The 23026-nt window shown below is 72.1% G+C and carries 16 protein-coding genes; 7 read left to right on the top strand and 9 right to left on the bottom strand.

The annotated features are described in order from the left end of the window. Positions 1 to 4: 4 nt before the first annotated feature. Together BN6_RS28185 and BN6_RS28190 are read right to left on the bottom strand one after the other, a co-directional pair. Entirely contained in the window at positions 5 to 3214 is a 3210-nt protein-coding gene (locus BN6_RS28185) for a S8 family serine peptidase (RefSeq protein ID WP_015103229.1), read from the bottom strand. 118 nt (positions 3215 to 3332) lie between these two features. Beyond that, on the bottom strand, positions 3333 to 4136 hold the full coding sequence (locus BN6_RS28190; RefSeq protein ID WP_015103230.1) for a helix-turn-helix domain-containing GNAT family N-acetyltransferase: 804 nt from the start codon (positions 4134 to 4136) through the stop codon (positions 3333 to 3335). A 381-nt stretch (positions 4137 to 4517) separates the two neighbouring features. Here BN6_RS28190 and BN6_RS28195 point away from each other — a divergent pair, with 381 nt between their 5' ends. From BN6_RS28195 to BN6_RS28205, 3 genes are all read left to right on the top strand, one after another. Beyond that, entirely contained in the window at positions 4518 to 5651 is a 1134-nt protein-coding gene (locus tag BN6_RS28195) for an HAF repeat-containing protein (protein WP_015103231.1), read from the top strand. A gap of 1129 nt (positions 5652 to 6780) precedes the next feature. Beyond that, positions 6781 to 7500, top strand: a complete 720-nt coding sequence (locus BN6_RS28200) for a helix-turn-helix domain-containing protein (RefSeq protein WP_158509454.1) — start codon at positions 6781 to 6783, stop codon at positions 7498 to 7500. 487 nt (positions 7501 to 7987) lie between these two features. Continuing rightward, positions 7988 to 8647 (top strand): LmbU family transcriptional regulator, encoded by a 660-nt coding sequence (locus BN6_RS28205; RefSeq protein WP_015103233.1) that lies wholly within the window; start codon positions 7988 to 7990, stop codon positions 8645 to 8647. 264 nt (positions 8648 to 8911) lie between these two features. Here BN6_RS28205 and BN6_RS28210 read toward each other — a convergent pair whose 3' ends face one another. Then, entirely contained in the window at positions 8912 to 10450 is a 1539-nt protein-coding gene (locus BN6_RS28210) for a 4-hydroxyphenylacetate 3-hydroxylase family protein (RefSeq protein ID WP_015103234.1), read from the bottom strand. A gap of 579 nt (positions 10451 to 11029) precedes the next feature. On the opposite strand from BN6_RS28210, the gene rfbA reads away from it, so the two are divergent. The 4 genes from rfbA to BN6_RS28230 are packed head-to-tail and all read left to right on the top strand — an operon-like array spanning position 11030 to position 15511. Further along, on the top strand, positions 11030 to 11902 hold the full coding sequence (gene rfbA, locus BN6_RS28215) for a glucose-1-phosphate thymidylyltransferase RfbA (RefSeq protein ID WP_015103235.1): 873 nt from the start codon (positions 11030 to 11032) through the stop codon (positions 11900 to 11902). Positions 11903 to 11961: 59 nt separating this feature from the next. Further along, positions 11962 to 13086: a class I adenylate-forming enzyme family protein gene (locus BN6_RS28220; protein ID WP_015103236.1), complete on the top strand. Its 1125-nt coding sequence runs from the start codon at positions 11962 to 11964 to the stop codon at positions 13084 to 13086. After that, entirely contained in the window at positions 13083 to 14615 is a 1533-nt protein-coding gene (locus BN6_RS28225) for an aromatic amino acid ammonia-lyase (protein ID WP_015103237.1), read from the top strand. The genes BN6_RS28220 and BN6_RS28225 overlap by 4 nt, the downstream gene beginning before the upstream one ends. Then, on the top strand, positions 14612 to 15511 hold the full coding sequence (locus BN6_RS28230; protein WP_015103238.1) for a methyltransferase domain-containing protein: 900 nt from the start codon (positions 14612 to 14614) through the stop codon (positions 15509 to 15511). The genes BN6_RS28225 and BN6_RS28230 overlap by 4 nt, the downstream gene beginning before the upstream one ends. Before the next feature lie 72 nt (positions 15512 to 15583). Here the strand turns inward: BN6_RS28230 and BN6_RS28235 are convergent, their stop codons facing one another. The 6 genes from BN6_RS28235 to BN6_RS28260 form a co-directional block, all read right to left on the bottom strand. Then, on the bottom strand, positions 15584 to 16318 hold the full coding sequence (locus BN6_RS28235; RefSeq protein ID WP_041314345.1) for a hypothetical protein: 735 nt from the start codon (positions 16316 to 16318) through the stop codon (positions 15584 to 15586). Positions 16319 to 16350: 32 nt separating this feature from the next. Beyond that, complete coding sequence (locus BN6_RS28240) at positions 16351 to 17625, bottom strand: activator-dependent family glycosyltransferase (RefSeq protein WP_015103240.1); 1275 nt, start codon at positions 17623 to 17625, stop codon at positions 16351 to 16353. A gap of 5 nt (positions 17626 to 17630) precedes the next feature. Beyond that, positions 17631 to 18899, bottom strand: coding sequence for an activator-dependent family glycosyltransferase (locus BN6_RS28245; RefSeq protein ID WP_015103241.1), 1269 nt, complete (start codon positions 18897 to 18899; stop codon positions 17631 to 17633). A gap of 61 nt (positions 18900 to 18960) precedes the next feature. After that, a complete protein-coding gene (locus BN6_RS28250) occupies positions 18961 to 20238 on the bottom strand; it encodes an activator-dependent family glycosyltransferase (protein WP_015103242.1) in 1278 nt (425 codons plus the stop codon). A gap of 257 nt (positions 20239 to 20495) precedes the next feature. Further along, on the bottom strand, positions 20496 to 21758 hold the full coding sequence (locus tag BN6_RS28255; protein WP_015103243.1) for an activator-dependent family glycosyltransferase: 1263 nt from the start codon (positions 21756 to 21758) through the stop codon (positions 20496 to 20498). A gap of 5 nt (positions 21759 to 21763) precedes the next feature. Further along, positions 21764 to 23023 (bottom strand): activator-dependent family glycosyltransferase, encoded by a 1260-nt coding sequence (locus BN6_RS28260; protein ID WP_015103244.1) that lies wholly within the window; start codon positions 23021 to 23023, stop codon positions 21764 to 21766. Between the last annotated feature and the right edge of the window lie 3 nt (positions 23024 to 23026).

Raw genomic sequence — 23026 nt, forward strand, 5'->3', positions numbered from 1 at the left:
GGCGCTACTTCAGCGCGTAGGCGCGGATGATCGTCTGCTCCACCGCGTTCCCGGCACGGTCCTCGGCCGAGGCCCGCAGCGACACGAACTTCGCGCCCGCCGGGTGCAGCACCGCCGCGATCCAGCGCTCACCGGTCTTGACCAGCGGCACCGGCTTCCACGACGCGCCGTCGTCGTACGACACCTGCACGGTGGCCCGCACGTCGCCCGGCTTCGCGGCCCCGTTGCGCTGGACGTACACCGGGAACGCGAACGGGCGGCCGGCGGCGGCCCGGTTGTGCTCGTCCAACCGCGGCGCGAACCGGACGGCCGACAGCGGCAACGCCGCCGGGTCGCCGGCCACCGTGTCCGAGGTGAACGTCCAGGTGGCGCTCACCTGCGTGGACAGCTCCGCCACGCCGTCCCGCGACGCCTCGGTGTGCAGCCGGAACGAGCCCTTCCCGGCGGGCACGACCGCGTACAGCGAGCCCGCGTCGGGCGACTCGGCCACCGGGACACCGTCCCGGTGCAGCGTCGTGCGCGCCTTCGTGACCTGCGAGTACCCGTAGTGGCCGGGGTCCTGGTCGGTGAACAGCGGCACGCTGACCCGCACCTGGTCACCGCGCCGGCCGGCCCAGTCGTCGGCCCGGCGCACGGCCGGGAACGCGGGCCCGAACACGGCCTTGTTCCACTCGACCGCCGTGGCCGGCCCCACCCGGAACCGCCGCGCCGCCGCGTCGCTCTGGTAGGTGTCGGGCGGGAACGCCGTCGGGTTCGCCATCTGCGTGAACGAGCCGTACCAGTCGACGCCCGGCGAGTACCGGTGCAGGACGCGCAGCGGCAGCGGCCCGCCCGCCACCTGGTCGAGGAAACCCGCCTGGCCGGGGCCGGACGCGGCGACCCGCGACTCCACCCGCGCCAGGTCCCGGTCGGCGTACCGGTAGGCCAGGTCCGCCGGGATCCCACCGTCGTCCGTGGACGACACGTGGTACTGGTAGGGGCTGCCGACGAACCGGCCGTCGCCGTCCGGCCGGGCCAGCACGCTCTGCACGGTGAACGCCGCGCGGCCGGGCCACGACGTCCGGGACGGCACGTAGAACTGCCGGTCGAAGGTGTTGCCGACGACGCCGGACCCGGTGTCGCCCCACTCCGTCTTCATCGCGATGAGCGTGGACGCGTTGCCCGGCGCGGCCTCCGGCTCGTCCACGCGGGTCGTGATCCGCTTGCCGGCACGGGCGTCGAACTCGAGCGCGGCGGGCCCCGCCACGACGACCTTCGGTTCGGCGAACCAGGTGGTCTGCCGGTCCTCGCCCTGCACCCACGCGTCGAAGTAGTAGGTGTCCTTCGGCAGCCTGGCCCTCACCACGCCCGACGGGTCGTGCTGGAGGTGCGCGCGGGCCTCGTTGACGCTGACCAACCGGTAGAAGTAGGCGGGCGTCAACGCCCCGTCGCGGTCCCGGAACGTGAGCTGGACGTCGTAGCTCTCGACCTCCTTGGTGACGCCGACCGGCGTGCGCACGACGGTGTCACCGCCGGTCGCGACGAGCACGCCGCTGTAGATGCCGTCCGGGCCGGCCACGGACGTCCGCACGGTCACCGAGACCTCCGCCGACGCGCCGGGCGCGACGGTGACCTCCGCCGGCGTCACCACGGCCATGCCCGCCGGCGCGGGGTTGCCCTTCGGGTCCTTCAGCTCGGCCGCGACGCGCAGCGCCACCGGGGACGTGCCTTCGTTGCGGTAGGCCAGCTTCCGCTCGATCGGCGCGTCGTCGGCGTGCGGCCAGCTCGCGGTGCCCAGGCTCAGCGAGGACGGCGACGCCTGCACGGCCTGGCGGGTCGCGCGGGCCACGTCGACCCGGCCCGCGCCCTGCTCGTGCACCGACAGCGCCGGGTTCGGCTCCGCACTGCCCGCCAACGCGCTCTTGAGCTGCTGCGCGGTCCAGCCGGGGTGCTGCGCGGCCAGGATCGCCGCCGCGCCCGCGACGTGCGGGGTGGCCATGGACGTGCCGGACAGCGCCACGTGCGTGGCGTCGACCGGGTCGCCGATCGTGCCGTTCTTCGCCTTCGCCGCGGCGATGCCCACGCCGGGCGCGGTGATGTCGGGCTTGATCGCGTCGTCCAGCCGGCGCGGACCGCGTGAGGAGAACCCCGCGAGCTTGTCCTCGCGGTCCACCGCGCCCACGGTCAGCGCCGCGTCGGCCGCGGCCGGGCTGCCGATGGTGCGCTCCGACGGCCCGCTGTTGCCCGCGGCCACCACGAACAGCACGTCGCTGTCGGCGCTGATCCGGTTGAGCGCCTGCGACATCGGGTCGCTGCCGTCGGTCGGCCACGGACTGCCCAGGCTGAGGTTGACCACGTCGGCGCGCGCCTCGGCCGCCCACTGCATGCCGGCGATGATGTCGGACTCCCGACCGCCGCCGGAGTCGCCCAGCACCTTGCCCACCAGCAGCTTGCTGTCCGGTGCGACGCCCTGGTAGCGGCCCGAGCCGGTGATGGTCGCGGCGACGTGCGTGCCGTGGCCGACCCGGTCGTCGGTGCTGTCGCTGTCGCTGAAGTTCTTCGCCTCCACGATCGCGTCGGCGAGGTCCGGGTGGGTCGCGTCGACCCCGGTGTCGAGCACCGCGACGGTCGCGCCGCGCCCGGTGTGCCCGCCCTGCCACGCCGCCGGCGCGCCGATCTGCGGGACGCTGCGGTCGAGCGTGGCCCGGACCGGCCCGTCCAGCCACACCTTCGCAACGCCCGCCGCGCGGGCGCCGGACCAGAACGCGGTGTCCTTCGCGGCCTCCAGCGCGTACCCGCCGACGCTGGGCAGTTCCCGGGTGCCGCCCGTGACCTGGGCGCCGCCGGAGGTGACGATCAGCGGGGTGGCCGGGCTGGACCGGTCGTCGTAGCCGGCCCGGATCAGGCCCGTGACGTCGAACAGCCGCGCGTCCAGCCGGCCGGAACGCAGGTCCGCGGCGGCGTCGGACGGCACGACGTTCAGGTCGCCCCGTTCGTCCTTGAAGTGGTGGAACAGCACGTCGGCGCGGCCCTGTCCGGCCCGCACCGACACTTTCCCGCCGCGCAGCTCCACCCGGTCGCCGGTCACCAGCGTGACAACGCCGTCCGGTCCGGGTGTCGTGGGCCGCTGCTCCTGCATTCGCTCCGCGAGCGCGGAGCCGGGACCGGTCACGGCGGTCAGCACGGCCGCCATCACCACCCCGGCGACCAGGAGTGGTGTTCTCCTGCGGGTCATAGGTGTTCTCCCCAGATCACCGTGGCGGCACCTGAGCGGCCGCCACTCCCCTCGGTGACAAAGACACACCCGACCGTGATCCCGTTGCTTCCCGGTCCGGATTCACCCGCCCGCCGACTCAGCCGATCCGGCGCTCCAAGAGCACGGTGTCCCGCCAAACGCCGTGGTGGCGCGCGATCCGCTCCCGCACACCGATGGTGCGGAACCCCGCAGCGTGGTGCAGGACGATGCTCGCCCGGTTCTCCGGGAAAATCGCGGTCTGCAACGTCCACAGCCCGCCCTCGTCGGCGGCCGCCACCTGCCGGTGCAGCACCGCCTTGCCGACACCCCGCCCCCGCGCGTGCGCGGCCACGTAGATCGAGGTCTCGGCGACCCCCGCGTAGCACTCGCGCGACGAGACCGGCGTGGCCGCGCCCCAGCCCGCGACCCGACCGCCGACCTCGGCGACCCAGCGGTGGTCGGGCAGCCACTTGGCGTCCAGCGTGCGGCGGCTGGGGACCTCCGCCTCGAACGTGGCGTTGCGGGTCGCGATGCCCTCGCCGTAGATCCGCCGCACGTCGGCCCAGTCGTCCTCGGTCATGGCGCGCACCGGTACGTCCGGCGGCGGGGTCACCGGGGCGGGCCGGGCGACCGTGCCGAGCACGGCGTCCGCGGCGCTGGGCAGACCGGCGCGGGCGGCGGGGTCGACCGACACCAGGGTCGCCGGGCCGTCCGGGCGCACCCTGAGGAACCCGACCCCGGCGAGCCGGCGGACGTGGTGCGAGCAGGTCGACTGGCTGACCCCGAGCCCGTCGGCCAGCGCGCCCACCGCGATCTCGCCCCCGTGGGTGGCGACGATGTGCAGCAGCCGGACCCGGGTCGGGTCGGCCAGACAGGCGAACCGGTCCGCGTAGCGCTGGGCGTCGTCCACGGTCAGCGTCATCGGGAAGTCCTCATGCCGCCATCTTCAGCAGCCGCCACTCCCCCGGTCAATCGAACACCGTCGATGTATCACACGCCACTACATCGACTTCGATCGATGATCCCGTGGTCGTCGCCCACCGGACCAGGTCCCCCGGAACTGCCGCAGCGGTCGATGGTGGGCTCGGCGACGACGCTCGGCGCGTTCGCGTGCGAGGAGGTCCAGACCTCCGCCGGGCCGGATTCCGTGCGCGTTCAGCCCAGTCGGAGCACGCGCGCGCCCCGACGTGACCAGAATCCCGGCTGATGCCGTGATCATTCCGCTATCCGGCGGACGCAGATTCCACCCGACCGCCGCTAGCGTCCGAGACGCGCCGCCAACGTTCACCACATCGGAGCGACCATGCCCCACAAGCGCGTCCTGGTACCACTCCTGCTGGCGGCCGCCCTGCCGCTCGCACTCGCGACACCCGCCGAGGCCGCAGCGCCCCGCGTGACGATCACCGAACTCCCGGCCCTGGCCGGCGGCACCGCCCGCGTGGTGGGGCTCAACGACAACGGCGAGGTCGCCGGCACCAACTCGGGCAGCACCGGCTCGCGGGCCGTGCTGTGGAACGGCGGCGCGCCGGTGGACCTCGGTCGCGGCAACGCCACCGCGATCAGCGCCCGCGGGCAGGTGCTGAGCCTGGAGTCCATGACCAGTGGGGGCACCTACCAGCAGCACCCGAGGATCTGGCACGCCGGCACGACGACCAACCTGGCCCCGTCCGGTTCGGGGTGGGTGATCGCGAACGCGATCAACGCCACCGGCGACGTGCCGATCACGTACTCCCGTTCGCCGTACGGGTACCACCAAGAGGCCGCGGCCGTGTGGAAGACGGACCACCACGTGGGCCTGTCGGTCAGCGGCCCGCACCTGAGCATCTCGGTGATCACCGACAACGGCCTGACCGCCGGCACCCAACTGCCGATGTTCGGCGACGACAAGAACGCGTTCCGCTGCCAGGAGACGTCGTGCACGCGCCTGGCGGCCGCGCCGGGAACCGGCCCGTACGCGGTGGTGGCGGCGAACGAGTCGGGCGTGATCGTCGGCAACCGCGACAACCGGCCGTTGCGCTGGCAGGGCGACGCGGTGACGGTGCTGCCGGGCGGGGTGGGCGCGGTCGCGTCCTCCCAGCAGGCGGTGAACGAGCGCGGCCACGTCGTCGGGTGGACGCAGGACGCGTCGGGCGTCCGGCGGGCCACGGTGTGGCGCGGCGGGCGCCAGGTCGTGCTCAACGTGCCCGGACCGTCGGAGGCGCTGGCGATCAACGACAAGGGCGACATCATCGGCTACAGCTCGGCGTCGGGGCAACAGCGCGCGTTCTTGTGGCGCAACGGCCGCGCGGTCGAACTGGGCACCCTGGGCGGCACCCACAGCGTTCCGGTGGCCATCAACAACAACGGCGTCGTCATCGGCCACTCGACAACCGCCGACGGCTCTTCCCGCGCGGTGAAGTGGACCGTGCGAAAGAGCCGGTCCGCCACAACCGGGTGATGATTGGACGCTGTGCGCACTGACTGAACGCCACCAACCTAGGCCGGAAACCGCAGTTTCCGGCCTAGGTAACCAAATCGGGCGAATGGACCGGTGTTCAGGCACCAAATCAAGATCATTTTCGTTGCCTGAAAAAATGATGTCGCGCTCAGGCGGAGCGTCCAGGCGGAGCGCAGAGGCCCCGACGAGGGTGGCACCGGAGGCCGCCGGGAAGCGAGTGATGGCGAAGATCCTCGCCCTGGCAGACAACGGCTCCACCCCACGCCCCACCCAACCGCGACCGCCACACCGGTCGCCCACGTGGCGGGGCTGTGCGGTGCTCGTGGGCGGACTTGGATGTGTGGCGGGAAGTTCTCGCGCCGGCTGCGAACTGGGGGTCCGGGGGTTCCCCACCGGCCGAGGGAGAGCGCTCGGGTGGGCCGAGGGAGAGCTTGTGAGTGAGGCGAGGCTGGTACGGGGGCCGGTGGCGTTCGGCTTGCCGAACGGTTCGTGGTGCGACTGGGGGCCGCACGGGCGGGGTGCGCGGGCGGGGCGGGCGGCCGTATTAAGGCGGGTTTCGGGGTGGTTGTCTGCGGCCCGGGTCGAGTGGCGGGTCTTGCGGATTGGTGGTAAGTGAATAGGCGTCCTGGCTCGGTGACCCAGGACACTTCACTCCGTTCGGGTGTCGTACGTCCCACTTGGTGACCGATTGTGACGGATCGGAGTCGCGGTCGGAGATTCCAGCCACAGAACGGCTCTCAGTCGCTCCGACGTTCGGTCGAATGGGTGTCCACCATGCTCACCAGGCGTGCGAACATCTCCCGCCGGGCGCAACCGGAATCCCCTGCCGACCGGGGCGATGTGCGACCGAAGGGCTTTCCCGCACCGACCGGGTCGTTTTGTCCGAAAGCTCCGGCGAGTGCCCCAAACGTGTATTGTGTGCCCCACGTGGGGCGCACGAGCCAGGATTACACGTAGGGAGTACTCCATGGGGGGGCCAGGGGGATTTTATGGTTCAGATAATGTTCGGGAGTCGGTGACCGCCGCCCCGGCAGCCCGCCTGCGGCCGGGTGTGCGGGAATATCTGGGGTTTCGTCGTGAATTTCACGTTCCGCAGCGCCGACTCGACGTGGCGGCCGCGGTGACGTCAATGGTGCTGTTGTTCGAGTGCACCACCGCCGATGTCGCCGGGTCACCGGCAACCGCCACGTCGCGGGTTTCCGGTTTGCGCACCCGGCCGGTCCACCTCCACTGCCACGGGCACCTGCACGGCATCGAGGTGGTGCTCGAACCGTGGGCGGCGTTCTCGCTCTTCGGCAGGTCGATGGACAAGTTGACCGACACCGCGGTCCCGGCGGCCGAACTGCTCGGCGACCGCGTGCACGGGCTGGCCGAGCGGCTCGGTGCCGCCGCGGACTGGACCGAGCGGTTCGGCCTGGTCGACGCCGAGCTGAGCCGGTGGCGGTCGATGCGGCCGTGCTCGCACCAGGTCCAGACGGCGTGGTACCTGCTGGCCCGCACGAGCGGCACGATCCCGATCGCGGAACTGGTCAGCGCCACCGGCTGGAGCCAGCGGCAGCTGGAACGCCGGTTCCGCGAGCAGATCGGGCTGCCGCCCAAGGCCGCCGCCCGGGTGCTGCGCTTCGAGCGGGCGCTGCGGCTGCTGGTCGCCGGTGCGCCGCTGGCCGAGGTGGCGGCCGCGTGCGGCTACTACGACCAGGCGCACCTCAGCCGCGAGTTCACCGCGCTCGCCGGCCGCTCGATCAGCCAGTTCCGGCAGGAGCGGGTGAGTATAGCCGAGAACCCGGCCGGATCGGCCGGACGGGGGGCGACGATTTTATCCAAGACTGCCGGCCGCTCCGGTGACTAAATTTCGGTCTGTGGCCACACGCGAAGAGCAGGGTTGCCCGGCCACCTGGGTGGCGACAATGCAGCGAACAATCGGCTCGAGACGCCGCCAGGTCCCCGCACGACCTGACGGCGACCTGCGTTGAGCGCGCAGCCGGGGGCAAGTTCCGGCGGTGTTCCACCGAGTTACGGGTGATGGAATACCGCCAATACACCGACTTGTCGACCCCGCGCTGCCGTTTTACCAGGACTGGGGGCAGGTCATTCCTTTGACGTGCCGGAAAGAAATCGCCGGACGCAGCCCCGGTGGCGGTCGTTCCCGACCGTCCACCGGTTTCGTCGTGGCCGCTCAACTGGGGCGACCGGCCACGGCGCGACACCCGGGCACTCCGGCGACCTCACGCCGCGGACCGCGGCGATCGACCCGTGCCCGGCACTTGCGCCGGGCACGGGTCCGGTCGGCCGTCGGTCGGTGGCACATCCGACGAAGCAGGAAGGGCTAGCGAGACGTGGCGCTGAACGAGTTGCAGAAGAGGGACACGGCTTCGGTCGGGTACGCGCGGAACGGTCCCCCCGTCCAGCGCGGGGGAAGTGCCTCGAAGAGCCGGATCCTCACCACGCGCGTCGGGCTGCGCATCCCGGATGCGCTGAACTTCGACATCTGGGAGCGGGCCGGCTTGCAGCTCTCCCGGATCGCCGACTCCTCGGCGTGGTGCCTGGGCGACTGGCTGATCTACGGCCAGAGCAACTACGTCGGCCGGTACCGGCAGGCGGTGGAGATGGCGGGGCTGGAGTACCAGACGTTGCGGAACTACGCCTGGGTCGCGCGGCGGTTCGAGCTGTGGCGTCGGCACGAGAAGCTGAGCTTCCAGCACCACGCCGAGGTCGCGGCGCTCTCGCCGGACGAGCAGGACAAGTGGCTCACCCGCGCCGAGCAGGGCAACTGGTCGCGCAACCAGCTGCGCAACCACCGGCGGCTGGCCGAGAACAACGGCCAGATCCCGGAGCCGGTCAGCGTGGCGCTGCTCAAGCTCAGCGTGGACCACGAGCAGATCGAGCAGTGGCGCGAGGCGGCCCGCAGGTCGAGCAAGCGGTACGAGCAGTGGGTGATGACCGCGCTCGACGCCGCCGCGAAGCGCGAGTTGGAGCTGGAGCCGCAGGACGCGTGAGAGGCGGGCGCCGGGAGAGCGGTGCCCGATGTTCCACCCTGATGTCCCCCACCGATCTCCGACCTCGACCCTGGTCCGGCCACAGTGGAGCCTTCCCGCGCGCACGCGGGGAGACGCGCCGGTGAGCGGGTCGTCCTGACCGGAAGACACGGTGTGAGGTCCGCGGAGGACGTGGTGAACCCGGCCGGGTTCACCACGTCCTCCGCCGGTCCGGGCCGGCCCGGGGTCGATCAGGCGCGGGATCTGATCGGGTGCAGAGGTTGATCAGGTGCCGGGGTTGATCAGGTCGGGCCTCGTCCAGCCGTCGAGGTCGTACTCGGACATGCACTGCTCGGCGAAACCCTTGAGCGCGGCGGCTTGGCCGTTCGCCTGGTACGCCTGCAGGGTCTGCACCCGGATGCCCTCGTGGTCGCCGCCGTAGTTGCGCTCGTAGAGCTCGTGCCGGCCGGCGAACTCGGTGCCGACCGCGTCCCACAGCAGCTTCAGCAGCTTGACCCGGTCGATCGCCTGGATGCCCCGCGAGCCGCGCAGGTAGCGGTCGAGGTACGGGCGGACGTCGGGGTTCTTCCAGTCGGCGGCCGAGGAGTTCAGGTAGATCAACCCGCTGCCGAGGGTCTGCTGGATGATCTCCTTGATGCGCGGGTAGCCCACGCCCATGAAGGTGCGGTACGCGAGCCCGTAGTTGAGGTTCGGCTGCACCGAGCCGCCGACCCACGAGTTCGGCGACTTGGCCATCGCGTCGGACAGGCCCCAGAACACGTCGCGCCAGTTGAGCACTTCGCCGACCTGCGCCTGCACGCCCCGGAAGTGCGTGGTGCCGGTGACCTCCACCGCCTTCATGACGCAGCCGGCGATGAAGTCCAGCTTGACCGCGAGGCGGGTGCAGCCGTGGAAGGTGAAGCGTTCGAGGAAGCCTGACCCGGTGGCGAAGGAGTTGGCCGCGCCCGCGTCGTACATGAACACGTTCTCCCAGGGCACCAGCACCCGGTCGAAGATCATGATCGAGTCGTTCTCGTCGAGCCGGCTCGACAGCGGGTAGTCGAAGGGCGAGCCCTGCGTCGCGACCATCAGCTCGTAGGAGGTGCGGCAGATGAGCTTGAGGCCGGGCGAGTTCATCGGGACCGTGAACACCAGGCCGAACTTCTTGTCCCGCACCGGAAGCCCGTAGTGCGCGATGAGGTTCGCGTTGGTCATCGCGGAGCCGGTCGCGACCACCTTGGCGCCGGAGACGATCAACCCGCTGTCGGTCTCCTCCTCCACGTGCACGCAGATGTCGGCGGTCCGGTCGGCGGGCCGGTCCCGGTCGACCGGCGGGTGCACGATCGCGTGGTTGAAGTACAGCACCCGTTCCTGGGCGTCGCGGTACCAGCGGCGGGCGTTGGCCTCGAACGGCCCGTAGAACTCGGCGTTGGCGTCGAGCGTGCCGAAGAACGCCGCCTTGTAGTCCGGGGTGCGGCCCATCCACCCGTACACCAGCCGCTGCCAGCCGACGATGGCCTCGCGCGCGGCGACCAGGTCCTCCGACGACCGGGCGGTCTTGAAGAACGGGTGGGTGAACCCGCCGTTGCCGGTGTCGGTGGGCACCCGCAGCACACCTTCGGACGCCGGGTCGTGCAGCACGTCGTAGAGCCGCGCGATGGAGCGCACGCTGTTGCGGAAGGCCAGGTGCGTGGTGACGTCGTCGACCCGCTCGCCGTAGATGTAGACCTCTCGGCCGTCCCGCAGTGATTCCAGGTACTCCTCGCCCGTCATCGGGCGGACGTTGTTGAGCCGGCCCGCCGGCGCAGGTGACGTGATGGTCATTTCGCTGCTTCTCCGTCGCGAAGGCTGTTCGGCCGATCTCCGCCCGGTGGCGTCGATCGCACTGCTGAGGTGATGGGTGGTCGAGAACGCGGGGTGCCGGCGTGGCGGAAGCCCGGCAGGGCGGGGGAACCGCGGTTCGGGCGGCACGCCGGTGGTCGTGGTGACACCGTGCTCGCCAGGGGTGGTGCGCCGTCCCGCCGGCGAGACGGCGGCGGACCGGTGGCGGCGTGCCGGCCGGTGGCCGAGCGCACCGGGGCTGTTCGTTCGGCGATCTTCTCGCGGCCCGTCGTGAAATACAATTAGTCCGCCGGTGGCTTTCGCTGTCGCGGGCCACCGGTCCGGCGGTTCGGCGGAGGTGGCCGACCTCGGGAAAGGTTCGGAGTCCGAGTCTATTCACCGGGTCCGCCGGCGGCGGCCGGGCCGGTGCGCCGGGAGCTTTCCGGTCCGCCGATCCGGCGGCGCGGTGCCATGATCGCTGTAAGATAAAAACATCGACGGTCCGGGGGCGCTCGTCAGGTCGCGCCCTCGTGGTGACCGGCAATCCTGCGCGTTCCCCAAAAGCAACGAACGGGTCGGTCCATGAAGGGGATAATTCTCGCCGGGGGCAGTGGTACGCGGTTGTACCCGCTCACGAAGTCGACGTCGAAACAACTGCTGGCGATCTACGACAAGCCGATGGTGTACTACCCGCTGTCGGTGCTCATGCTGGCCCAGATCAGGGAAATCCTGGTGATCTCGACACCGGACAGCCTGCCGGCGCTGCGGAACCTGCTGTCCGACGGGTCGCACCTCGGGCTCGACATCACCTATGCCGAGCAGACCGAGCCGCGCGGTATCGCCGACGCGCTGCTGATCGGCGCGGACCACATCGACGGTGGGCCCTCCGCGTTGATCCTGGGCGACAACCTCTATCACGGTGCCGGGTTCTCGCGTATTCTCCGGGCATCCCGCGAACGGCTCGACGGGTGTGTGCTGTTCGGTTACCCGGTGTCCGATCCGGAGCGCTACGGGATCGGCGAGACCGACGACCGGGGCAATCTCGTCTCGATCGAGGAGAAACCGCTCCGGCCGCGTTCGGACAACGCGATCACCGGCCTCTACTTCTACGATTCCGACGCGGTGGAGATCGCCCGCGGGCTGGCTCCGTCGGCCCGCGGCGAATTGGAGATCACCGATGTCAACCGGCACTACCTGAAGCAGGGCCGGGCGAGCATGTTCCGGTTGGGCCGCGGGTTCACCTGGCTCGACGCGGGCACGCACGACTCGATGCTGGCCGCCGGCCAGTACGTGCAGGTGATCGAGCAGCGCCAGGGCGTGCGCGTGGCGTGCTTGGAGGAGATCGCGCTGCGGCTGGGCTACATCGACGCCGACGCGTGCCACCGGCTCGGCGAGGGGATGAAGAACTCCGAGTACGGCCGGTACCTGATGCAGATCGCCCAGTCGCTGGGGTGACCGCCGGTGTCGGGCGCTTGGGAGGTTGTGCACGACGCGCGGACGGGAAGGGAGTGCCGGTGGGCTATGCAGAACTGAGTCCGGAAGAGCTCTTGGGGCTCGGCTTCGCCGCACCCGGGGTCACCGAGGACGCCTGGTCGGTGCGGTGGGACGCGGCGGTGCCGGCCGCCGCCGCGCTGTGGGCGACCACCCCGCCGACGGTCGACTTCCGCACCTCGGGCAGCACCGGCCCGAGCCGGAGCAGGCGGCGGCTGCGGGAGAACCTGTGGCTGGAGGCGGGGATGCTCGCCGACCTGGTCGCGCCGGACGGGCCGGAGGCGGCGGTGTGCTTCGCCCCGCCGACGCACGTCTACGGCGCGCTGGCCAGCGTGCTCGTCCCGGCCCGGCTGGGGATCCCGGCCTGGTACCGCCCGACGTTCTTCGGCGCCATGCCGGAGGTCGGCCGGGGCCGGGTCCTGGTGGTGGCGACGCCGTGGATCTTCACCCTGCTGCTCCAGCACCTGGACTGGGTGCGCGGCCTGGAGCACGTCACGGTGCTCTACAGCAGCGCCGTGCTGCCCGCCGCGGCCGGGGAGTTCCTGGCGGAGGCGGGTCCGGAGCGCACCCGGATCGTGGAGGTGCTGGGGTCGACGGAGGCCGGCGGCATCGCGTTCCGGCAGTGGCGGGCGGGCACTCCCCCGGCGTGGACGTTGTTCCCGGACGTCGCGTTCGCCGGCGGGCCGGGCGAAGGCCCGGACGACGAGGTCCCGCTGGTGGTGAGCAGTCCCCGCCTGGCGTTCGAGCCCGGCCGGCCGCCGCCCGCCACCTGGGAGACCGACGACCGGGTGGTGCCGCTGGACGGCCGGACGTTCCGGCTGGTCGGCCGGGCCGGGCGGCTGGTCAAGGTGAACGGCCGCCGGATCAACCTCGACGAGGCCGAGCACTCGGTGCGGGCCGCGCTGGAGTGCGCGGACCTCGCCCTGGTGCCGATCTTCGACCGGATGATCGGCGAGCACGTCGAGCTGCTCGTGGTGCTGCGCGACGGGACGGTGCTGTCCGACCTCGACCTGCCGGCGGCGTTCGCGCGGCTGGGCGTGCGCCCGAAGAGCGTGCGGGTGGTGCCCCGGATCGACCGGTCCCCGCTGGGAAAGCTGCGGCACGGTCAAGCTCCAGAAACAGACGACGCGGAGGTTGGGACAAGGTGACGCAGGTCGTGGAACGTCAGGCTGATCGGCTCAGCAGCAGGGAGTACCTGGCCCGGGTCGTGCGCAGCGCCGGGTGGGACGCCGGTCTCACCTCGTGCACCGACGAGGAGATCGTCCGGATGGGCGCGAGCGCGCGCACCATCGAGGAGTACCTGAAGTCCGACAAGCCCATCTACGGCCTGACGCAGGGCTTCGGTCCGCTGGTGCTGTTCGACGCCGACTCGGAGCTGGAGCAGGGCGGCTCGCTGATCTCGCACCTGGGCACCGGCCAGGGCGCGCCACTGGCCCCGGAGGTGTCGCGGCTGATCCTCTGGCTGCGCATCCAGAACATGCGCAAGGGGTACTCGGCGGTCTCGCCGGTGTTCTGGCAGAAGCTCGCCGACCTGTGGAACAAGGGGTTCACCCCGGCGATCCCCCGGCACGGCACGGTCAGCGCGAGCGGCGACCTGCAACCGCTGGCGCACGCCGCGCTCGCCTTCACCGGTGTCGGCGAGGCGTGGACCCGGGACGCCGACGGCCGGTGGTCCACCGTGCCGGCCGTGGACGCGCTCGCCGCGCTGGGGGCGGAGCCGTTCGACTGGCCGGTGCGCGAGGCGCTGGCGTTCGTCAACGGGACCGGCGCGAGCCTCGCGGTGGCTGTGCTCAACCACCGGTCCGCCCTGCGGCTGGTCCGCGCCTGCGCCGTGCTCTCCGCGCGGCTGGCGACCCTGCTGGGGGCCAATCCCGAGCACTACGACGTGGGGCACGGTGTCGCGCGCGGCCAGGTCGGTCAGCTGACCGCGGCGGAGTGGATCCGGCAGGGGCTGCCCCGGGGCATGGTGCGCGACGGCAGCCGCCCGCTCCAGGAGCCGTACAGCCTGCGGTGCGCGCCGCAGGTGCTCGGCGCGGTGCTCGACCAGCTCGACGGCGCGGGCGACGTGCTGGCGCGGGAGGTCGACGGCTGCCAGGACAACCCGATCACCTACGAGGGCGAGCTGCTGCACGGCGGCAACTTCCACGCCATGCCGGTGGGTTTCGCCTCCGACCAGATCGGGTTGGCCATGCACATGGCCGCCTACCTGGCCGAGCGCCAGCTGGGTCTGCTGGTCAGCCCGGTGACCAACGGCGACCTGCCGCCCATGCTCACCCCGCGCGCCGGGCGCGGTGCCGGGCTGGCCGGGGTGCAGATCAGCGCGACCTCGTTCGTCTCGCGGATCCGGCAGCTGGTGTTCCCCGCCTCGCTGACCACCCTGCCGACCAACGGCTGGAACCAGGACCACGTGCCGATGGCGCTCAACGGGGCGAACTCGGTGTTCGAGGCGTTGGAGCTCGGCTGGCTGACGGTCGGGTCGCTGGCGGTGGGCGTCGCGCAGCTCGCGGCCATGACCGGCCACGCCGCGGAGGGCGTCTGGGCGGAGCTGGCCGGGATCTGCCCGCCGCTGGACGCCGACCGCCCGCTGGGCGCCGAGGTGCGCGCCGCGCGCGACCTGCTGTCCGCGCACGCGGACCAACTGCTCGTCGACGAGGCAGACGGGAAGGATTTCGGATGAGCACACAAGGACTGCGCGACACCGCACGGGCCTACAACGAGGGCGTCCAGCCGTTCGTCGCGCCGTTGCCGGAGGAGGTCGGTGACTACTTCGACCGCAACCACGAGGTGCTGACCACGATCTACCACGGCAACATGCACTACGGGTACTGGAACGGCCCGGAGGACGAGGCCGGGTTCGAGGAGGCCACCACGCGGCTGACCGACCTGGTGATCGACAAGCTCGCCGTCGAGCGGGGCGCGCGGGTCCTGGACCTGGGTTGCGGCATCGGCCGGCCCGCGGTGCGGCTGGCCGAGCGGACCGGCGCGGAGGTCGTCGGGGTGTCGGTCAGCGCGAAGGACGTCGCGCGGGCCGGGGAGACGGCGGCGGCGGCCGGGCTGGCGGACAAGGTCTCGTTCCGGCTCGCCGACGCGATGGAGCTGCCGTTCGAGGACGGGTCGTTCGACGCGGTGTTCGCGCTCGGGTCCATGGGGCACATGCCCGACCGGGGTGACGCGTTGAAGGAGGTCGCCCGGGTGCTGCGGCCCGGTGGCCGGGTGGTGCTCACCGACGAGGTGCTGCGCGGCGCGGCGCTGGAGGACGAGGAGCAGGCCTACATCCTCGCGATGGTGGCGGCGACCTGGTGCGCCGGGCCGCCGACGGTGGCCGAGCGGTACTCGGACTACTGCCGGGTGGCCGGGTTGGAGCTCGACGAGCTCAGCGACATCACCGAGCACACCAAGTACACGTTCTCGAAGATCTACCAGGGTTTGCAGTCCTACCGGGCGGAGCACGGCGAGCTGCCCGAGGACATGGCCGAGATCCTGGAGATGGGCGAGGACATCGACTGGGCCGAGCACCACGACGAGGACCAGACCGAAGGCGCGGTCATCGTCACGGCGCACCGAGCGACGTAGCCGCGGCCCGGTCCGGCACGCACGACGAAGGTGGCCTTCCCGTCGAGGGGGAGGCCACCTTCGTCGTCGGGGCTACAGCTCGGGTTCGGCCCACTCCGGGTGGCCGACCTCGGCGAGCGCGGCCAGCACCCGGTCCCGTTCGGACTCGGCGAACCGGTCGAGGATGTCGGCGGAGTTGAGCCGCCGGAACTCCGCCGGCTGGTCCCGCGGCGGGGCCACCCCGAGGAACTCCAGGCAGCGGGCGTGGTCGGTGCCGCCGACCAGCCCCTGGTAGGTGAGGTTGACCACCGGTCCGCGCGCGGTTTCCCGGTAGTACCGGAAGATGCTCGTGCGCCGCTTGACGTGGTCGCGGAACGCGGCCGGGTCGAACCGCTCGATCTCCCGCTTCGCGTAGCCCGCGTCGAGGCTCTCCCGCTCGGTCACGTTCCACACGTCGGTGATGTTGGCCTTGCTCAGCGAGGAGTACGAGGCGAGCTTGTTCTCCCGCTCCAGGATGATCTTGTGGACCTCCGGGTCCTGGAGCACCTGCTGGCAGACCGCCGCGGACTGCTCCCGCCACATCTTGAAGCCGATGTGGGTGCGCCCCGGCGGGCACTCCGAGAGCACGGTGTTCGCGACGGCGACCGCGCGCAGCGACCTCGGCCGGATCGCGCGCAGCTCCGCGGAGTCGCCGACGATCCGGTCCCAGTGCTCCGGGTGGAAGATCTCGTCGTGCATCAGCACGCCCGGCGACCGGTTCAACAACGACATCAGGTGCGTGGTCCCGCTCCTGGCGAGACTGAGCACGACGAACTTGACGTGGCCCATGCCGGCTGCTCCTCCTGGGTCCTCGGTGGCGGTCACTGCGGCGCGGGCCGGTGCACGGCGGTGAGTTCCTCGATCCGCGGCACCAGCTCGTTGGGCGAGGGCAGGGCGCGCACCTCGTCGCGCAGCGAGGCCGCGTGCGCCCGGAAGCCGTCCTCCCGCAGCAGGCGCAGCAGGTTCTCCCGGACCAGCTCGCCGGTAGCGACGTCCGAGTGCACGGCCAGCCCGGCACCCTGCTCGACGAGCAGCTGCGACAGCAGCGGCCCCTCGAAGTGGCACGGCAGGGCGAGCTGTGGCACGCCGTGCGCGCTGAACGTGCTCAGGGTGCCGAACCCGGCGTGGTGGATGACCGCCGAGCAGCTGGGCGCCAGGGCGTGCAGCGGGACGAACGGCACGACCCGCGTGTTGTCCGGGACGTTCGTGAGCTTCTTCTGCTCTGACTCCGCGATGGTGGCGACCAGTTCGATGTCGAGGTCGGCGACCGCGTCGAAGATGCCCTGGAAGTCCACGCCGTACCCGGCGAGCCGGTCCATCGCCGTGGTGCCCACGGTGAGCGCGACCCGCGGCCGCTCGGGCTCGGCCCAGAGCCACTTGGGCACCACGGCGGGACCGCCGTAGGGCACGTACCGCATCGGGACGTAGTGCGTGTCGCCGTGGATGCTCAGCGAGATCGGCAGCTGCTCGACGGTGAACTGCCCGAGGGCCATGTCCTCGGTGTACTCGAACCCGTACCGGCGGCCGTAGGAGGCGAGCCACTCGGCGAGCGGGTCGGCCCGCTTCTCCGCCGGCTGCCGGGCTTCGAAGTGCTTGAAGATCTCCCGGGTGGCGGCGAAGACGTCCAGTCCCCACAGGACGCGGGCGTGCGCCGCGCCGCTGGCCTTCGCCGCGATCGCCCCGGCGTAGGTGAACGGCTCCCAGACCACCAGGTCCGGCTTCCAGTGCCGGGCGAAGGCGACCAGGTCGGCGATGATCGGGAAGTTCTGCGGCTTGTGGGTGTCGGCGACCGCGTCCCGGTGGAAGAAGAGCAGGTCGTCCCAGTCGGCGTTGGACGGGTCCTCGGCGACGTTCCACGGCGGCGGCAGCCCGGCCCGCGCCACGTCGATCAGGTCGGGGTCGAGCACCAGCGTCCGCCACGGGTCGCTGTCGCGGCCGACCGGCACGGCGGTCAGGCCGGCCTGGGTGATCAGGTCGGTGAACCGCGGCTGGCTGGCGAAGCGGACCTCGTGCCCCGCCGTGCGCAGCGCCCAGGCCAGCGGGACCATCGACAGGAAGATGGTCTTCTCCGGGTTGACGGTGAACAAAACGCGCATCCCGATCACGCACCTGTCCGGTACTTCGCGGTCAGCTCTTCCAGCTGCGCCACGAACTGGTTGGGGGTGGGCAGGTCCCGGACCTCCGACTGGAGGGCGGCGGCCCGCTCGCGGAAGCGGGGCTCGGTGAGCAGCCGCCGCACGCCGTGGCGGACCTTCGGGCCGGTGGGCCGGACGACGTGCATCCGCAGCCCGGCGCCCTGCTCGGCGTACTTGCGGGCGAACAGCGGTTCGTCGAAGTGGTAGGGCAGGAGGAGCTGCGGGACGCCGTGCATGGCGAACGTGCTCAGCGTGCCGAACCCGGCGTGGTTGATCACCGCCGAGCAGGTGGGCGCGAGCGCGTGCAACGGCACGTAGGAGACCAGGCGCACGTTGTCCGGGACGTTCCTGAGCTTCGCCTGCTCGGCCTCGGCGATGGTCGCGACCAGCTCGATGTCCAGCTCGCTCACCGAGTCGATGATCTCCTGGACGTCCAGCGTGTAGCCGTCGAAGTACTCCGTGGCGGTGGTGCCGAGGGTCAGGGCGACCCGGGGCCGCTCGGGTGCGGTCCACAGCCACTTGGGCACGGCGGCCGGGCCGCCGTAGGGCACGAACCGGGTGCGCACGACCTCCTGGCCGGTCGCCAGTTGGAGGCTGGCCGGCAGCTGGTCGATGGTGAAGTGCCCGGTGGTCATGTCCTCGGCGAACTCCGCGCCGTGCAGGCCGCCGTACGCCCCCAGCCACTCGGCGAGCGGGTCGGCGCGCCGGTCCGGCTCCTGCTCGGCCTTGAGCCGCAGGAAGTGGTCCCGGGTGGCGCCCCAGACGTCGATGCCGAACAGGACGCGGGCGTGCGCGGCCCCGACCGCCTTGGCCGCGATCGCCCCGGCGTAGGCCAGCGGGTCCCAGATCACCAGGTCCGGCCGCCACGACCGGGCGAAGGCGACCAGGCCCGCGATGATCGGGAAGTTCTCCAGGTGGTGGCACTTCTCGACGACCTCGACGTGGCCCTGGAGCATCCGCTCCCACTCGGCGAACCGGTCGTCCTCCACGCAGTCCCACGGCGGGTGCAGGCCCTTGCGGGCCAGCTCGACCGTCTCCCGGGACTCGATCCGCTTCGCGGTGTCGGCGTCGCGCCCGACCGGTACCGCGGTGAGCCCGGCCTGGGTGATGGTGTCGGCGAAGGCGGGCCGGCTCGCCACCCGGACCTCGTGCCCGGCCGTGCGCAGGGCCCAGGCCAGCGGCACCATCGACAGGAAGATGGTCTTCTCCGCGCTGGCCACGAAAAGCACGCGCATGGTGTTCTCCTCTCTCAGGTCAGGCGTGACCGCGCGGTGGCGGGCGGTCGGCGCAGCGGTGTCACCGGCCGGCCCGTACCGCGGCGGCGAGTTCTTCCAGCTGTGGCACCACATCGTTGGGCGAGGGCATGGCGCGCAGCTCGTCGCGCAGCCGGTTCGCCCCGTCCCGGAAGCGGGGTTCGCCGAGCAGGCGCAGCACCGCGTCGCGGATGGTCCGACCGCTCGCCTCGGCGGTCCCGATCACCAGGCCCGCGCCCTGCTCGGCGAGCTTGCGGGCGAGGATCGGCTCGTCGAAGTGGTGCGGCAGCGTGAGCTGCGGGACGCCGTGCAGGGCGAACGTGGTCAGGGTGCCGCCGCCCGCGTGGTTGATGACCGCGGCGCAGGTGGGCGCGAGCACGTGCAGCGGCACGTAGGACAGGACGCGGGCGTTGTCCGGGACGCGGGCGAGCTTGCTCTGCTCGGGCTCGGCGACGGTGGCCACCACCTCGACGTCCAGGTCGGCCAGCGCGTCGAGGATGTCCTGGATGTCGATGGTGTACCCGCCGAAGTGCTCGGTGGCGGTGGTGCCGAGGGTGAGCGCGACCCTCGGGCGCTCGGGCGCGGCCCACAGCCACTTCGGCACGGTCGCCGCGCCGCCGTAGGGCACGTACCGCATCGGCGCGCGGGGCAGTCCGGTCTCGGCCTGGAGCGAGGCGGGCAGCAGGTCGACGGTCAGGTCCCCGGAGGTCATGTCCTCGGTGAACTCGAAGCCGTGCTTGCGGCCGTAGCCGCCGAGCCACTCGGCCAGCGGGTCCGCCCGCCGCTCGGGCGGCTGCTCGTCCTTGAGCCGCAGGAAGATCTCCCGGGTCGGGGCGTAGACGTCGACACCCCACAGCAGCCGGACGTGGGCCGCGCCGCAGGCCTTGGCGGCGATCGGACCGGCGTAGGTGAACGGCTCCCAGACGACCAGGTCGGGTTTCCACGACAGCGCCAGCTGCACCAGCCCGCCGATGATCGGGAACGTCTCGTACTTGTACCGCTCGACCTCCGCCTCGTACGGCGGGAAGACGCGTTCCCAGGTGGCGTTGTCGGGGTCCTCGACCACGTCGTAGGGCTCGGAGAGCCCGCACCTGGCCTGTTCCACCATCTCGTCGGTGATGCCCATGGAGACCAGGACCCGGTCGAAGTTCGAGCTGCGGCCGACCGGCGCGGCGGTGAGCCCGGCCTGGGTGATGGTGTCGGAGAAGAACGGCTGGGTGGCGAACCGGACCTCGTGCCCCGCCGTGCGCAGGGCCCAGGCCAACGGCGCCATGCTCATGAAGATGCTCGTCCCCGGGTTGGCGGTGAATAGCACGCGCACGGTGGGTTCCCCTCTCGATCGGTGTCAGCGGACGGCGGTGCGGAGCCCCGTGGCGGGCTCGTCGGGCGGGCTCGGCGCGGCGCTCCCCCGCTGCCGGAGCCGGCCGCCGGGGGCGGGCGCCCTGGCCGGCGCGGGCGGGCCGGCGCGGGAAACGCACCTCGTGGCCGGCCGTGCGCGCAGCCCCGCCTGCCGGTCCACAAGTGGGAGAGGGGTCGGCACCGGGAACGCTCGCATGGGCCTGGCCCCCTTCCGCCCGGTCACCGGGTCCGGTGCGCGGCGGTGAGCTCTTCGAGCCGCGGCACGAGCTGGTTCGGGGTGGGCATCTCGTGGATCTCGTCGCGCAGCGCCGCGGCGCGTTCGCCGAAGGAGGGCTCGGCCAGCAGGCGTTGCACGGCTTCGCGCACGGCCGGGCCGGTCGCCTGGTCCGCGCGGATCGCCAGCGTCGAGCCCTGCCGGGCGGCGAGGGCGGCGAAGGCCGGACCGTCGAAGTCCCACGGTGCCGCCAGTTGCGGGACGCCGTGCCGGGCGGTGGTCAGGAACGTGCCGAAGCCGCCGTGGCTGATCACCGCGGCGCAGGTGGGGGCCAGCGCGTGCAACGGGGCGTAGGACACGATCCGGGCGTTGTCCGGCAGGCGGGTGAGCTTCTTCTGCTCGGCACCGGACAGCGTGGCCACCACCTCGATGTCCAGCGTGGCCAGGTCGTCGAGCACGTTCTGCACGCCGACCGCGTAGCCGGCCTCGTGCGCGGTGAGGCTGAGCCCCATCGTCAGCGCGACGCGGGGCCGCCGCGGCGGTGCGGTCAACCAGTCCGGCACGGCCGCCGGCCCGCCGTAGGGGATGTACTGCACCGGGACGTAGTCGAGGTCAGCTTCCATCCGCAGCGAGCCGGGCAGCTGGTCGATGGTGAACCGGCCGGTGGCCAGGTCCTCGCCGTACTCGAAGTCGTGCAGGCGGGCGTAGGACTCCAGCCAGTCGCCCAGCGGGTCCGGCCGGCCGGCCTTCACCCGCACCATGTGCCGGCGGGTGACGCCGAAGACGTCGGTGCTCCACAGCAGCCGCGCGTGCGCGGCACCGCACGCCCTGGCCGCGATGGGCCCGGCCAGCGCCAGCGGCTCCCACAGCACCAGGTCGGGTTTCCAGTGCCCGGCGAACTCCACCAGCGCCGCGATCATCGGGAAGCACGCCGGTTTGTGCCAGTCGTTCACCGCGTCCACGTAGCCCTGGTGCAGGTACTCCCAGCTCGCCTTGTCGGGCTCCTCCGCGACGTCGTAGGGGGCGGGCAGGCCGTAGGCGGGGTCCCACGTCCAGTCCCGCAGGTCGGGGTGGCGGGGGATCAGGTGCCAGAGGTCGACGTCCCGGCCGACCGGGACGGCGGTGAGCCCCGCCTGGGTGATCGTCGGGGTGAAGGCGGGCTGACCGGCGAAGAGCACCTCGTGCCCGGCGGTGCGCAGGGCCCAGGCCAGCGGCACCATGGTCAGCAGGTGGGCCTTCTCCGGGTTGGCGACGAACAGGATCCGCATCGACCTCAGCCCCCGCCGACGGTGAGTTCGAGCCGGCGCACCAGGTCGTTGGGCGACGGCATGGCGGCCACCTCCTGCCGCAGCCGCTCGGCCGCCAGCCGGTACCGGGGTTCGGTGAGCAGCGCCACGAGCCGGTCGCGGATGGTCTCCGCGCTGGTCTGGCCGGGGTGCACGGCGGTGCCGGCGCCCTGCGCGGCGACCCGCTTGGCCATCGCCGGGCCGTCCCCGTCCCACGGCACGATGAGCTGCGGCACGCCGTTGAGCGCCGCGGTGGACAGGGTGCCGAACCCGGCGTGGTGGATGATCACCGAGCAGGTGGGGGCCAGCGCGTGCAGCGGCACGTAGGACACCAGCCGGGTGTTGTCCGGGATCCGCTCGATCTGGTCGTGCACGGTGGCCGGCAGCGCGACCACCAGCTCGATGTCGAGGTCCGCCAGGCCGTCGAGGATCTCCTGGAACCCCATCGCGTAGCCCGCCCAGGACGCGGTGCTCAGCCCCATGGTGAGCACGACCCTCGGCCGGGTGGGCGGTTCCCGCAGCCAGTCGGGCACCACCGCCGCGCCGCCGTAGGGCACGTACCGCAGCGGCAGGTAGCTCAGGTCGCCTTCCAGCCGCAGGGACGGCGGCAGCAGGTCGATCGTGTGGTGGCCGGTGACCAGGGCCTCGGTGAACTCGAAGCCGTACTTGGCGGCGTACCCGCCCAGCCACTCGGCCATCGGGTCCTCGCGGTCGCCCTCCGGCCGGCCCGCCCGCAGCCGCAGGAAGTGGTCCCGGGTCACGCCGAGGGTGTCCACGCTGAACAGCAGCCGGACGTGCGCCGCGCCGCAGGCCGCCGCGGCGACCGACCCGGCGAAGGTCGTCGGCTCCCACACCACCAGGTCGGGCCGCCAGGCGCGGGCGTACTCGACCAGGTCCGCGACCAGCGGGACGTTGCTCATCCGGTGCCACCGCGCGACTTGCAGGCGGTAGCCCTCCAGCAGGTACTCCCAGGTCACGTCCTGCGGCCGCCAGTCGGCGGTGTCGTAGGGCACCGGCAGGCCGTCCAGTCCCGTGACGATCCAGTTGTGGTCCAGCTTCAGCATCCGGTCCAGGCCGCGGTCGGAGCCGACCGGGACGGCGGTCAGCCCGGCCTGGGTGATCTCCGCGGCGAAGCCGGGCGCGGAGGCGATCCGGACCTCGTGCCCGGCGGTGCGCAGCGCCCAGGCCAGCGGCACCATCGCCAGCAGGTGGGTCTTCTCCGGGTAGGTGGCGAACAGCACGCGCATCGG

This window comes from Saccharothrix espanaensis DSM 44229, assembly GCF_000328705.1.
In the GTDB taxonomy this organism is placed as follows: Bacteria; Actinomycetota; Actinomycetes; order Mycobacteriales; family Pseudonocardiaceae; genus Actinosynnema; species Actinosynnema espanaense.

Bases quoted from the DNA above. Each gene is read 5' to 3' on its own strand.
- BN6_RS28240 (WP_015103240.1), bottom strand. From the start codon at position 17,625: ATGCGCGTTTTGTTCACCGTCAACCCGGAGAAGACCATCTTCCTGTCG.
- BN6_RS28235 (WP_041314345.1), bottom strand. From the start codon at position 16,318: ATGGGCCACGTCAAGTTCGTCGTGCTCAGTCTCGCCAGGAGCGGGACC.
- BN6_RS28210 (WP_015103234.1), bottom strand. From the start codon at position 10,450: ATGACCATCACGTCACCTGCGCCGGCGGGCCGGCTCAACAACGTCCGC.
- rfbA (WP_015103235.1), top strand. From the start codon at position 11,030: ATGAAGGGGATAATTCTCGCCGGGGGCAGTGGTACGCGGTTGTACCCG.
- BN6_RS28190 (WP_015103230.1), bottom strand. From the start codon at position 4,136: ATGACGCTGACCGTGGACGACGCCCAGCGCTACGCGGACCGGTTCGCC.
- BN6_RS28260 (WP_015103244.1), bottom strand. From the start codon at position 23,023: ATGCGCGTGCTGTTCGCCACCTACCCGGAGAAGACCCACCTGCTGGCG.
- BN6_RS28200 (WP_158509454.1), top strand. From the start codon at position 6,781: ATGGTGCTGTTGTTCGAGTGCACCACCGCCGATGTCGCCGGGTCACCG.
- BN6_RS28245 (WP_015103241.1), bottom strand. From the start codon at position 18,899: ATGCGCGTGCTTTTCGTGGCCAGCGCGGAGAAGACCATCTTCCTGTCG.
- BN6_RS28195 (WP_015103231.1), top strand. From the start codon at position 4,518: ATGCCCCACAAGCGCGTCCTGGTACCACTCCTGCTGGCGGCCGCCCTG.
- BN6_RS28185 (WP_015103229.1), bottom strand. From the start codon at position 3,214: ATGACCCGCAGGAGAACACCACTCCTGGTCGCCGGGGTGGTGATGGCG.
- BN6_RS28230 (WP_015103238.1), top strand. From the start codon at position 14,612: ATGAGCACACAAGGACTGCGCGACACCGCACGGGCCTACAACGAGGGC.
- BN6_RS28255 (WP_015103243.1), bottom strand. From the start codon at position 21,758: ATGCGGATCCTGTTCGTCGCCAACCCGGAGAAGGCCCACCTGCTGACC.